Raw genomic sequence first — 12,630 nt, 5'->3', positions numbered from 1 at the left:
GGTTATTTTCTCGCCTCTGGTTATGTTTTTATTTAATAAACAGGCTCGTTTGAGGCAGCACCTCGCGAGCCTGTCGTGTGTGTTCACACCCAAGGGGGATTTAATGCTGCATTCCGACCTGAACCGCCGACGTTTTCTGTTGGGATTAGGCGGGCTTGGATTGGCTTCAGTGGTACCGGGAAAGGCCTTGGCCAGTTTTTCGGCACCCGAACGCAAACTGAGCTTCTATAACCTGCATACCGCTGAAAAGGTCACCGCCAGTTTTTGGGAGGATGGGCGTTATATCGATGAGGGCCTGGCGGCGCTTAACCATGTGATGCGTGATTTTCGTCAGAATGAGGTTCATCCCATCGATCCCAAGCTGTTTGATCAGTTGTTTGTGTTACAGCACAAGCTGGGCAAGAAAGGTGAAATCCAGATTATTTCCGGTTACCGTTCGCCCAAGACCAATAATATGCTGAGAAAAGCCAGCGGCGGCGTCGCCAAGAAGAGTTACCACATGCAGGGCAAGGCCATCGATCTGCGTCTGCCCGGGGTGCCGGTGAAGCAGTTACATAAAACGGCCCTGTCACTGAAGGCCGGCGGCGTTGGCTATTATCCTTCCGACAACTTTGTACACCTGGATACCGGCCCAGCCCGCAGCTGGTGATGCTAGTCCCTTAACATGGGCTGGCGATAGTGATCCACCCAGAGCGCGGTGGCTCCGCAAATGGCCACCGGCATGATCAGCAGGTTTACCAGCGGCAGGGCTGAGCAGAGCGCGACACTGGCACCAAAGCCCCAGGTCAGGCCGCGCTTTTCCGCCAGCGCCAGGCGCATACGGGTAAAGTCGATTTTGTGGTTATCGAAGGGGTAGTCGCAATACTGGATGGTCATCATCCAGGCGGTGAATAAAAACCACAGCACGGGTGCCAGGGTTTGTCCCAGGGCGGGGATCAAGAACAGCAACAGGCAGCCCAGTGCGCGGGGCAGATAGTAGGCCAGTTTGCGCCATTCCCGACCCAGCATGCGGGGGGTATCCTTGACCAGGGCGGCCCAGCTATCGTCGTGAAGCTGCTCGCCGGTCAGCTTTTGCTCCACCCGCTCGGCCAGCAGGCCGTTGAAAGGCGCGGCCAGCATATTGGCGACCGTGGTGAATACCAGCGAGAACACGATCAGCACACTGATGATGGCCAGCGGCCATAGCAGATAGTTCAGCCATTCCAGGTAGCTGGGGATACTCTGATTCAGCCAGCCAAACAGGCGTTCCAGCTGCAAATACAGCAGGTAAAAGGCGGCGCCGAACAGCAACAGGTTGACGCTCAGCGGGATCAGCACAAACAGGCGCAGTTCGGGTGAGCGGACCAGCGATAAGCCACGGAGCAGGTAGTGGGGACCGCTAACAGGGGCGGCCACACGGTGGGCAGGCGAAGGCATAGGGACTCCAGCGGGTAAAAAGGGAGCACCATTCTAGCCATCTTTAGCCGGGCTGCCGAGCCCGGATGCAGCCATTCGGCCATGTCACATGGCCTCTTGTCGCATCTCCGATGTCCTGGCCGACCCAAACCGTACCCTCCTGCCCTCGACGATGCCGACGATTCACCCAATTGACATATATTATATTGATCCTGCGTCTCTTTAGCTCTTGTCAAACAAGCGGGGTAAACTTACCCTTGGTGCTGATATTCGGTAATCCATTGGCCGAACGAAGATTGCCTTTGGGATGACGCCGCCCGAACACCAGCATATTTAGAGAATCGATAATGCAGGATTTGCGAATTATCTTGATCATCATAGGGGCAATTGCGATTGCCGCGCTCCTGATCCACGGTTTATGGACCAGCCAGAAAGGACGTCAGAAGCCTATTCGTGAAAAACCCATGAATAAGGTGGCGACCCAGACGGCAGATGGTAAGGCTTTTGATGAGGATGGCATCGGCAAGGTGCGGGTGGTCGGTACTCAGCAGGCCAGGCGGCGCCTGGATGACGACGAAGACGACATCCCGGTAACCTCGACGCATGTTTCTGCCTACGATAACGACGATGAGGAAGACGAGCCGCATCTCGGCCTGGCCGCCGCGCCGGTGGCTCCGACTAAGTCTAAATCCGTGGAGTTCGAGCGGCAGCAGCGGTATGAGCAGGGCGAAATCGATCCCCTGTTTGACGAGCCCGAACTCGAGCCGGTTGCCGTCAAGGAAAGCAAGGAGGGGGCCGCTCGGGTGGTTGAAGAAGTTGAAGAAGAGGTGTCAATCGACTTTGCCCCTGCCGTAGCTGTCGAACGGCCGCGCACCTGGCAGGATGTTTATGTGGTTAACCTGATGGCCCGCCCCAATCAGCAACTGCAAGGCAGGACCCTGATGCGGGTGCTGACCTCCCTGGGTTTTAAATTCGGCGAGATGGATATATTCCATCGCCACCAGAGTCCATCCGGCCAAGGCGAAGTGATGTTCAGCCTGATCAATATGGTCAAGCCGGGAACCTTCGATCCCAATGCTATGGCGGATTTTACTACTCCCGGCATCTCGATTTTTATGCAGCTGCCCGAGCCAGGCTTGGGCAAGGTTCATTTTAATCTGATGATCCAGGCGGCCGAGACCTTGGCCGAAGAGCTGGACGGCCTGTTGTTTGATGGTGAGCGATCTCCTCTCAGCCCGGACTACCTGGCTCATTGCCGGGAACAGTTACGCAACTACGACAACCAGCTGAACTGACTTTTCACATGATTAAAAGTGCGGCTCTGAGCCTAATGTCAGTCAGTTAACGGGATTGATTGGCTTTCAAACCGACCTTCTGCGCCAGGGACGGCGCAGCAGAGCCCCCATGGATGGGTTTACGGCGTGTCGGAGGGAAGCCAATTCATCCTATTTTACGCTTAACTGACAAGCATTGCGGCTCTGAGCCGCACTTTTTTTGTTTTAGCGGAATCCCCCTTTATGTCTGATCCCTATGCCCGTCTGCTCGCCCTGAGAGCACAACTCGAAACCTATAACGAACAATATTACGTGGTCGACGCCCCGACCGTGCCCGACGCCGAATATGACCGGCTGATGCGCGAGCTGGTGGCGTTGGAGCAGGCCCACCCCGAGTGGCGGGATCCCGACTCGCCCAGCCAGAAGGTCGGCGGCGCGCCGGTGTCGGCGTTTCCCGAGGTACGGCACCTGCTGCCCATGCTGTCGCTGGACAACGTGTTCAGCGATGAGGAGCTGATGGCCTTCGAAAAGCGGGTGCTGGACCGCCTGGATCGCAGCGAGCCGCTGGCATTCTGCTGCGAACCCAAGCTGGATGGTCTGGCGGTGAGCCTGGTATACGAGCAGGGACGGCTGGTGCAGGCCGCCACCCGGGGCGACGGCAGCACCGGCGAGGGCATTACCGAGAATGTGCGTACCATCAAATCGATTCCGCTCAGGCTGAAAGGCGATGACTGGCCGGCCCGGCTGGAAGTGCGCGGCGAGGTATTTATGCCCAAGGCCGGCTTTGATGCCATGAATGAGGCGGCCCGCGCCAATGGTGACAAGGTATTCGCCAACCCCCGTAACGCCGCCGCCGGCAGCCTGCGCCAGCTGGACTCGCGCATTACCGCCAGGCGGCCGCTGGCCTTTTACTGCTACGGGATTGGCCAGGTGGAAGGTGAGCCTCTGGGGGAGTGCCATTTCGATATCCTGCAGCGGCTCAAGGGCTGGGGCCTGCCGGTGAGCCCGGAGGTCAGGCGGATGCAGGGCAAGGCCGGCTGCCAGGCCTATCACGACGATATCCTGAGCCGCCGCGATCGGCTGCCCTACGAGATAGACGGTGTGGTATACAAGGTCGATGAGCTGGCCCTGCAGGCCCGGCTGGGGTTTGTGGTCCGGGCGCCGCGCTGGGCCACGGCCCACAAGTTTCCGGCCCAGGAGGAGCTGACCCGGCTGCTGAACGTGGAATTCCAGGTGGGCCGGACCGGTGCCATCACCCCGGTTGCCAAGCTGGCACCGGTGGCGGTGGCGGGGGTGACCGTGTCCAATGCCACCTTGCATAACGCCGACGAAATCGCTCGCCTGGGGGTGATGATCGGGGATACGGTGATCGTGCGCCGGGCCGGCGATGTTATCCCGCAGGTGGTGGCGGTGGTGATGGATCGCCGTCCCGACGATGCCCGGGCTATCGCGTTTCCCGAACGGTGTCCGGTGTGTGAGTCGGAGATAGAGCGCATTGAAGGCGAGGCGGTGGCCCGTTGCATCGGCGGCTTGTTCTGTGGCGCCCAGCGTAAAGAGGCGATCAAGCATTTCTCCTCGCGCAAGGCACTGGATATCGAAGGACTGGGCACCAAGATTATCGAGCAGCTGGTGGAGCTGGAGCTGGTCAAGACGCCGGCGGATCTGTTTCACCTGAGCCATCAGCAACTGGCCGGCCTGGAGCGGATGGGCGATAAGTCTGCGACCAATGTGCTGGCGGCGCTGGATAAGGCGCGCACCACCACCCTGGCCCGTTTCCTCTATGCGCTGGGGATCCGGGAAGTGGGGGAAGCCACCGCCAACAACCTGGCCCAGCACTTTTTAACCCTGGACGCCCTGGCAGGCGCTGAGGTCGAGCCCTTGCTGGCGGTGCCGGATGTGGGCGAGGTGGTGGCCAAGCATATCTATTATTTCTTCCGCCAGCCCCATAACCTGGAGGTGGTCAGGCAACTGGTCGCGCCGCGAGCCGACGGCGGCTGTGGTATCCACTGGCCCGTAATTGCGGTCCCCAAGGCCGACAGCCAACCGCTGGCCGGGCAGACCTTTGTGCTGACCGGTACCCTGACCCGATTATCCCGTAACGAAGCCAAGGCGGCGCTGCAGGCCCTGGGGGCCAAGGTTGCGGGCTCGGTCTCGGCCAAGACCCACTTTCTGGTGGCGGGTGAAGCCGCCGGCTCCAAGCTGACCAAGGCTCAGGAGCTGGGGGTGGCAGTAATGGACGAGGATGGGCTGGCGGCGCTGCTGGCCCGATATGGCTGAAATCTGTGGGTCCGGACAAGTTCGGACCCACAACTTAGGGATAAGCATCTGACGCAGCTGTATCCGGCTGCTTTTCTTCTTTCGCTTAAGGCGTATTCACCAGCGCGAATTCCTGGCCCAGGCGACGGAAGGCGCTGATGGTCAGCCCCTGTTCGCGGATCTCCAGGTAATGCAGCTGCCCCTGGCCGTTGAGGATCAGGATCAGGTTCTGTCCGGCCCGCAGGTTGCTGATCGGTTTGTAGCTGGGCTCGGCCCGAACTAGGGCGATCACATCCGTACCCGGCAGTTGCAGGGTACGGAACAGAGAAGACAGGGTTTCCCCTTGGGCAACCCTGTGATCCAGCCGTTCGCCCCCCTCGGGGATGGGCAGGGTGTCGCTGTGGTCCGTGCCCAGCGGCACGGATAAGGCGCCCGAGACCGGCACGGGCGGCACCGCGGGGGCCGGTTGCCACAACAGCAACAGCAGCCAGAGCGGCAGCAGCAGCAGGATGCCGGTCCTGTGCCCTTTGGGGAGCCGGGCCAAGGCGTCTAGCCCCCGGCCAAGGCCTTGGCGGGCGGGCAGGGTCAGCTCATTTAATGTAGTGCCGAAAGAATCTGATCTTCGGCCGGTATCCGATTTTCGTCTGGTCATGGTAAAGGCCCTCTCTGCCGCTAGTGTATCCAGCGAGGGGCCATGCCGACAAGCGCTCGGACCCGGTCGATGACAACTTTTGTCTGCCGCCGGCCGGCCGTTGCGGGCCGTGCGGACACTCCGCCCGGTGGCCAGGGATACAAAGCGTTTCGCCCGCCCGCCACGGGTGCTAAAATAGCCACCATTTCATTTCTACTAGGCTCATTTGGGCCGTCGACTCAGCTAAGGCAGAAAGAATGACAGTTAAAACGCGGTTTGCCCCCAGTCCCACCGGCTTTCTTCATGTAGGTGGTGCCCGTACGGCCCTCTATTCCTGGCTTTATGCCCGTCATCAGCAGGGCGAATTCGTGCTGCGCATCGAAGACACGGATCTGGAGCGCTCCACCCAGGAAGCTATCGATGCCATCCTGGAAGGCATGAACTGGCTGGGCCTGAACTGGGACGAGGGTCCCTATTATCAGACCCAGCGTTTTGACCGTTACAATGCGCTTATCGAGCAGCTGCTGGCCGAGGGCAAGGCCTATCAATGCTACTGCTCCAAGGAGCGGCTCGAAGCCCTGCGTGAGCAGCAGATGGCCGCGGGCGAAAAACCCCGTTACGACGGTACCTGCCGTCACGGCAACGCCGAGCACGCCGCCGACGCGCCCTGTGTGGTGCGTTTCAAGAATCCCGGCGAAGGCTCGGTGGTGTTTGACGACCATGTGCGTGGCCGTATCGAAATCGCCAACCGGGAACTGGACGACCTGATCATCCGCCGTACCGACGGCGCCCCCACCTATAACTTCTGTGTGGTGGTGGACGACTGGGACATGGAAATCACCCATGTGGTGCGCGGCGAAGACCATATCAACAACACCCCGCGCCAGATCAATATCTACCAGGCCCTGGGCGCCCCCGTGCCCGAGTTCGCCCATGTCTCGATGATCCTGGGCGACGACGGCGCCAAGCTGTCCAAGCGTCATGGCGCCGTGAGCGTGATGCAGTACCGGGATGACGGTTACTTGCCCCAGGCATTGCTCAACTACCTGGTGCGGCTGGGCTGGTCCAATGGCGATCAGGAAATTTTCTCCCTGGAGGAGATGATTGAACTGTTCTCGCTCGATGCCATCAGCAAGTCCGCCTCCGCCTTCAATACCGACAAGCTGCTGTGGCTGAACCAGCACTACATCAAGACGTTGCCCGCCGACGAGGTCGCGGGCCATCTGGTGTGGCATATGAATGACCAGGGCATAGATACCACCCAGGGGCCGGCCCTGAGTGACGTGGTCGCCCTGTACGCCGAGCGCTGCAACACCCTCAAGGAGCTGGCGGCCCAGAGCCGTTACCTGTTCGAAGACTTCGGCGCCTTCGAAGAAGGGGCGGCCAAGAAGCACCTGCGTCCGGTGGCCGCCGAGCCCCTGGCCCTGGTCCGCGCCAAGCTGGCCGAGCTGGCCGACTGGCAGGCGCCGGCCATTCACGAGGCCATCCATGCCGCCGCCGCCGAGCTGGAGCTGGGCATGGGCAAGGTGGGCATGCCGCTGCGGGTGGCGGTGACCGGCGTCGGCCAGTCGCCGGCTATCGACGGGGTGATAGCGCTGCTCAGCAAGGAGCGGGTGCTGGCCCGTATCGATATGGCGCTGGCGTTTATTGCCGAACGGGCCCAGGGTTAAACTCGGCCTCAGCCGGTAAGCTTTAAGCCGGAAAAAAACGGCGCTGTATAAGACAGCGCCGTTTTTTATTGCTGCATTTCTTTGTCTGCGATCAAATCGCTGGCTCCCGACCTGACTCTTAGTCACAAGTTTTGTTGATTTTTGGTGACAGGCGACCTTAAAAAATCGGCTAAAGGGCGCGACTCCGCCGACACGCCGTTAATCCATCCATGTGGGCTCAGCCGCGCCATCCGTGGCGCGGATGGTCGGCTGAGCAGACACCCTTTTCCCTCCTCGGGCAGCAGAGAAGTCTGGTGGCACTTCCAACAAACAGCTTCGGATCATCGAAGAGGCAACCCTACTGCGTCTTTGTACGTGATCACTTACTGGGGGACTTGTGACCCAGAGTCAGGCTTACGGCTGGAATTGGCGGGAATCTCATCAGGAAGTTCAAAAAATGACTGGTTGGGCGGCTTTTTTTATTTTCTGGTTGACACTAAAAGGCCCCCTGCCTATTATGCGCCTCGTCTGAACGGGCATGGTCCGGGAAGAAAGATAAGCGGGGCTATAGCTCAGCTGGGAGAGCGCTTGCATGGCATGCAAGAGGTCGGCGGTTCGATCCCGCCTAGCTCCACCACTTATCGCAATTGAAATATCTGCCAAATGGGGTTATAGCTCAGCTGGGAGAGCGCTTGCATGGCATGCAAGAGGTCCGCGGTTCGATCCCGCGTAGCTCCACCAAATGGCAGAAAACCAGTGAAACAGCATTGTTTTGGGGCTATAGCTCAGCTGGGAGAGCGCTTGCATGGCATGCAAGAGGTCGGCGGTTCGATCCCGCCTAGCTCCACCAAAACAATCTGACCCGAATTCGGGGCTATAGCTCAGCTGGGAGAGCGCTTGCATGGCATGCAAGAGGTCGGCGGTTCGATCCCGCCTAGCTCCACCATATAAGAGGCTACTGCAGACAATGCGGTGGCCTTTTTGTTTTTCCATGGGCACAATAAAATAAAGCTCATTCGAGACTTGTTTTATGGAGCACTTCGAACACATCTACCTGCGGGCCTGCGCACGCAAGGGCGGCGAGGCCTCCCTCAAGGCCCTGCTGGCCACCCCATTGCATACTGCCGCCGAGCTGGCCGCCATTCCCGACGACAGATGGCTGTCGTCCTTCACCATGAGTATTTTTCAGTCCGGTTTTGTCTGGGAGGTGATCCGCAACAAGTGGCCCGACTTCGAACGCGCCTTCTTCGGCTTCGAGCCGGAGAAAATGCTACTGCTCGATGCCGGCCATATGGAACGGCTTAACAACGACAGCCGGATCGTGCGTCATGCCAGGAAAATTGCCGCGGTGCCGGCCAATGCCCGCATGGTGCTGGAGCTGGGTAAACCCTTTGGTGGCTTCGGGGCCTTTGTTGCCAGTTGGCCGCAGGATGACAGGGTAGGGCTATGGCAGGTCCTTAAAGCCCATGGCCGGCTGCTGGGTGGCAATATCGTCGCCTACAGCCTGCGGCGGCTGGGTGTGGATACCTTTATTTTCACCCCGGATGTCAGTGCTTACCTGCGCCAGCATGGGGTGGTCAGCGCCGGTCTCGGCAGCAAGACCGGCATGGCTCAGGCTCAGGATGCCTTTATTCGCTGGCGCCGGGAAAGTGGCCTGAGCTTTAGTGAGATCAGCAAGACCATCGCCTTTTCGGTCGGCGATAATCGGCTTCATTCCACATAAGAGCGGAGAAACTCATGTACCTGCCGCGCGATCAGCGGTTGGGCCTGTTCGGTGGGATGGATGCCGTCATCCATCATCATGCCGTTCTGGTTGAGTAACGGCTCGACAAAGAAAGGCAGCAGGGGAAGCCGGTGCTGCCGGGCCAGTCTGGGGTAGAGGCTTTCAAACTGCTCCAGATAGCGCCGACCGTAATTGGGCGGTAGCTTGATCTGGGTCAGCACTACCCGGGCGCCCGCGTCGGTGGCAAGGGTGATCAAGGTATTCAGGTTGTTTTGTATCGATGCCGGCGGCAGGCCGCGCAGGCCGTCGTTGCCGCCCAGGGCGATGATCACCCAGTCGGGTCGGTGGCGCTCCAGCAGTTGTGGTAACCGTTGCAGCCCACCCTGGGTGGTGTCGCCGCTGACGCTGGCATTCACCAGGCTGATGGGGCGTCCTTCCTGTTGCCAGGTGTCGGCCAACAGCCGGGGCCAGGCCTGGGCGGCACTCATCCGATAACCGGCGCTCAGGCTGTCACCCAGGACAAGCACGGTGTTAGCATGAGCAACGGATGACACCAGCGCCAAGATGATAATAAGGGCACGCAGCATGACAACATCTCCAATTATTGCGGTAAACGGACTCAATCACAGGGTCAAACTGGGAACAACCACCCTGTCCATCCTTCAGGGGATAGCGCTGGAAGTCAAGCACGGCCAGAGCGTGGCCCTGCTCGGTGCCTCCGGCTCGGGCAAGTCTACCCTGCTGGGCCTGCTGGCCGGGCTGGACATCGCCTCAGAGGGGCAGATCCGGATCGGCGGCCAGGAGCTGTCGTCCCTGGATGAGGAGCAGCGTGCCGCCCTGCGGTCGAAGTATATCGGCTTTGTGTTCCAGTCGTTTCTGTTGCTGCCCACCCTGACCGCCCTGGAAAATGTGATGCTGCCGGCGGATCTGCAGGGCAGGGCCGGCAATAAAAAACGGGCCCTGCTGTTGCTGGAACAGGTCGGCCTGCGCGATCGTGTCCATCATTTCCCCACCCAGTTGTCCGGCGGCGAACAGCAGCGGGTGGCCATCGCCCGGGCCTTTATGACCGAGCCTGAGCTGCTGCTGGCCGATGAGCCGACTGGCAACCTGGATCATCACACCGGCCAGCAGATCATCGAACTACTGTTTCGCCTCAACCGGGAGCACGGCACCACCCTGTTGATGGTGACCCACGACGAGGCCCTGGCCAGTCGCTGTCAACGCCGCCTGTTGATGAATGCCGGCCACCTGGAGGAGCAACATGGGTAGCCTGAGCTGGGCCTTGATCTGGCGCGAAGCCAGCCGGGGGCCATTGCGCCTGTTTATGTTGGCGTTGGCACTGTGCGTGGCCAGCATACTGAGTGTCACCCTGGTGGCGGATCGGCTGAACAATGCGCTTAAGGTATCGGGGAGGGAATATATTGCCGCCGATCGTATCCTCACCGGCAGCCGTGCAGCCGATCTTGCCTGGCTGGAGGAGGCCGAAGCCCGTGGCCTTCAGATAGCCCCCGGCCAGAGTTTCAGCAGCGTCTTGTTTGCCAACGAGCGGCTGCATCTGGCCAGCGTGCGGGCGGTGGACCGGCAGTTTCCCTTCTATGGCGAATTGCAGTTGTCACCGGCGGGGGAAGTCAGCCCCGGGACCATCTGGTTGTCGGCCCGCTTGCTGGCGCTGCTGGGGGTCGGCACGGGTGACAAGGTCGAGTTGGGTAACCTGACGCTCACCGTGGCTGGGGAGCTGGTCAAGGAGCCGGACGCGGGCTTTTCTCCCTTTCTGCTGGCACCGCGGGCGTTGATCCATCTGGACGATGTGGCGGCCAGTGGCATCATCATGGAAGGCAGTCGGGTGAGTTATCGCTACCTGTTTAAGGGGGAGCAGGACACACTGGATGATTTTTACGGCTGGTTGCGGCCGCAACTGCAGCCGGGCCAGCGCTGGCGCGGGGCGGATGATGCCGATACCCCGGTGGCCCGCTCTATCGGCCGGGCCGAGCAATTCTTCCGACTGGCGTCGCTGACCGGGGTCCTGCTCGGCATACTGGCGATGGCCATTGCGCTGGGTTATTTCTCCCGGCGGGAGCAGGACCGGATAGCCCTGCTCAAGACCCTGGGGGCCGGGCGGCGGCAGCTGTTCCGCTGGCTCAGCCGGCTGTTGGCCGGCTTGCTGGTGATGGGCTCCCTGCTCGGCGGGTTGCTGGGTTATGGCCTGCATAAGCTGATCCTGCTGGCGCTGGGCGATACCCTGGATATCCCCCTGCCGCCACCGTCGCCGGCCCCGTTCCTGGTGGCCGCCGGGTTGGCCCTGCTCACCACCCTGATGCTGTCCGTGGTGCCCATGGTCCGCCTGCTCAGGGTGCCGCCGTTGCGGGTATTGCGCCACGAAAGCGAGGCGCGTATCCCCCCCTGGTGGAGTGCGGCGACCTTGCTAGGCGGCACCTTTGTGCTGAGCTGGCTGTTTGCCGGCGAGCTGGGGCTGGCGGCGGGCCTGCTGCTGGGGCTGTTGGCCCTGGGCGCGGTGCTGGGCGCCTCATGCTGGTTGTTGCTGATCCTGGCCCGGCGCCTGGGGGGCGGAATCGCCTTTCGGCTGGCGTTCGGCCGGCTGCAACGGGCCCGGCTGGCGACCCTGGTGCAATTCGGCGGGGTGGCGCTGGCGCTGTTTCTGGGGACCCTGCTGTGGGTGGTGCGGGGCGAGCTGGTGGACGGTTTCCTGGCCCGGCTGCCGGCGGATACCCCCAACCGCTTTTTAATCAATATTGCCGAACAGGAGCGGGAGCCGATCCAGCAGCGGCTGCGTGAGGCCGGCCTCGACAGTTCGCAGTTCTATCCCATAGTCCGTGGCCGCTTGACCGGGATCAACGGCCAGTCGGTGAACCGGGATGTGGATAGCGCCCAGGGCGGTGGCCAGGGGCGGGAGCTGAACCTGACCTACACGGAGGCGCTGCCGGTCGGTAATCGGCTGCTGCAGGGCGCCTGGTCCAATACGCCGGGTGGCGTGTCGGTCGAGTCCGGCCTGGCGGAGCGCCTGGGGCTGGCGATCGGCGATCGGCTGACCCTGGATCTGGCCGGGCAACAGGTGTCGGCCGAGGTACGCAACCTGCGGGAAGTGGACTGGGACAGCATGAGGCCCAACTTCTATCTTATCTTCAGCCCGGATGTGCTGGCGGACTATTCCGCGACCTGGCTGGCCAGCTTCTACTTGCCGGACGAGCTGAGCTCCTTTGAAATCTCCCTTATCCGGGATTTTCCCACCATTACGCTGTTCGACGTGGAGGCCCTGCTCGACCAGCTGCGGGCGGTGCTGGCCCAGGTCAGCCGGGCCTTGCTGGTGATCATGGCCTTGGTGACGACCGCCAGCCTGCTGGTGTTGCTGGCCCAGGTGGAAGCGACCCTGGAGGTGCGTCGGCAGGAGCTGGTGTTGCTGCGTACCCTAGGGGCGGGGGGAAAGCTGATTACCGCCTCCTTGCGCTGGGAATGGCTGGCGGCGGGACTGGCCGCAGGGTTTTCCGCTGCCCTGGCTGTAGAGCTGTGTGTCGCCGTGTTGCTGCCCTGGTGGCTGGAGCTTCCCTGGCAGCCCCATCCCTGGGTGTGGCCGAGCCTGCCCTTGCTGGGTGCCGTGCTCCTGTTGCTGACCGGCCGGGCCGGGGGCATTGTCAAAGGGCCGCTGGCCGTGCGCTTACGGCAACTGGCCCAGGGTTTGGGTTAAGC

The 12,630-nt window shown here is 61.3% G+C and carries 10 protein-coding genes and 4 tRNA genes; 11 read left to right on the top strand and 3 right to left on the bottom strand.

Features of this window, described 5'->3' with window-relative positions; translation table 11 throughout:
- Positions 1–103 precede the first annotated feature (103 nt).
- The gene (gene mepK, locus ABD806_RS08250; RefSeq protein ID WP_344956772.1) at positions 104–649 is read left to right on the top strand and encodes a peptidoglycan L,D-endopeptidase MepK; all 546 of its coding nucleotides are present in this window, start codon (positions 104–106) and stop codon (positions 647–649) included.
- Positions 650–651: 2 nt separating this feature from the next.
- Here the strand turns inward: mepK and cysZ are convergent, their stop codons facing one another.
- Positions 652–1,416: a sulfate transporter CysZ gene (cysZ, locus tag ABD806_RS08245; protein WP_344956770.1), complete on the bottom strand. Its 765-nt coding sequence runs from the start codon at positions 1,414–1,416 to the stop codon at positions 652–654.
- Positions 1,417–1,742: 326 nt separating this feature from the next.
- Here cysZ and zipA point away from each other — a divergent pair, with 326 nt between their 5' ends.
- Both zipA and ligA read left to right on the top strand, forming a co-directional pair.
- Positions 1,743–2,690: a cell division protein ZipA gene (zipA, locus tag ABD806_RS08240; protein ID WP_344956768.1), complete on the top strand. Its 948-nt coding sequence runs from the start codon at positions 1,743–1,745 to the stop codon at positions 2,688–2,690.
- 222 nt (positions 2,691–2,912) lie between these two features.
- Complete coding sequence (gene ligA, locus ABD806_RS08235; protein ID WP_344956766.1) at positions 2,913–4,946, top strand: NAD-dependent DNA ligase LigA; 2,034 nt, start codon at positions 2,913–2,915, stop codon at positions 4,944–4,946.
- Between the two features lie 85 nt (positions 4,947–5,031).
- On the opposite strand, the gene ABD806_RS08230 is transcribed toward ligA, so the two are convergent.
- Entirely contained in the window at positions 5,032–5,577 is a 546-nt protein-coding gene (locus ABD806_RS08230; protein ID WP_344956764.1) for a LysM-like peptidoglycan-binding domain-containing protein, read from the bottom strand.
- 236 nt (positions 5,578–5,813) lie between these two features.
- On the opposite strand from ABD806_RS08230, the gene gltX reads away from it, so the two are divergent.
- The 6 genes from gltX (at position 5,814) to ABD806_RS08200 (ending at position 8,928) form a co-directional block, all read left to right on the top strand.
- Complete coding sequence (gltX, locus tag ABD806_RS08225) at positions 5,814–7,226, top strand: glutamate--tRNA ligase (protein WP_344956762.1); 1,413 nt, start codon at positions 5,814–5,816, stop codon at positions 7,224–7,226.
- A gap of 540 nt (positions 7,227–7,766) precedes the next feature.
- Positions 7,767–7,842 (top strand) — tRNA-Ala (locus ABD806_RS08220).
- Positions 7,843–7,870: 28 nt separating this feature from the next.
- Positions 7,871–7,946: transfer RNA gene (locus ABD806_RS08215), tRNA-Ala, on the top strand.
- A 33-nt stretch (positions 7,947–7,979) separates the two neighbouring features.
- Positions 7,980–8,055: transfer RNA gene (locus ABD806_RS08210), tRNA-Ala, on the top strand.
- A 20-nt stretch (positions 8,056–8,075) separates the two neighbouring features.
- Positions 8,076–8,151 (top strand) — tRNA-Ala (locus ABD806_RS08205).
- A gap of 84 nt (positions 8,152–8,235) precedes the next feature.
- Positions 8,236–8,928, top strand: a complete 693-nt coding sequence (locus tag ABD806_RS08200; protein ID WP_344956760.1) for a DNA-3-methyladenine glycosylase I — start codon at positions 8,236–8,238, stop codon at positions 8,926–8,928.
- Here the strand turns inward: ABD806_RS08200 and ABD806_RS08195 are convergent.
- Entirely contained in the window at positions 8,916–9,515 is a 600-nt protein-coding gene (locus tag ABD806_RS08195) for an arylesterase (protein WP_344956758.1), read from the bottom strand. The two genes, ABD806_RS08200 and ABD806_RS08195, sit on opposite strands and share 13 nt — an antisense overlap.
- Between ABD806_RS08195 and ABD806_RS08190 the strand changes: the two genes are divergently transcribed.
- Both ABD806_RS08190 and ABD806_RS08185 read left to right on the top strand, forming a co-directional pair.
- Positions 9,514–10,197 (top strand): ABC transporter ATP-binding protein, encoded by a 684-nt coding sequence (locus ABD806_RS08190; RefSeq protein ID WP_344956756.1) that lies wholly within the window; start codon positions 9,514–9,516, stop codon positions 10,195–10,197. The genes ABD806_RS08195 and ABD806_RS08190 overlap by 2 nt on opposite strands.
- Positions 10,190–12,628: an ABC transporter permease gene (locus ABD806_RS08185; RefSeq protein ID WP_344956754.1), complete on the top strand. Its 2,439-nt coding sequence runs from the start codon at positions 10,190–10,192 to the stop codon at positions 12,626–12,628. Before ABD806_RS08190 ends, ABD806_RS08185 begins: the two co-directional genes overlap by 8 nt.
- Positions 12,629–12,630 lie beyond the last annotated feature (2 nt).

The organism is Zobellella aerophila, assembly GCF_039539325.1.
In the GTDB taxonomy this organism is placed as follows: Bacteria; Pseudomonadota; Gammaproteobacteria; order Enterobacterales; family Aeromonadaceae; genus Oceanimonas; species Oceanimonas aerophila.
This window is presented reverse-complemented; position numbering and strand designations above follow the sequence as displayed.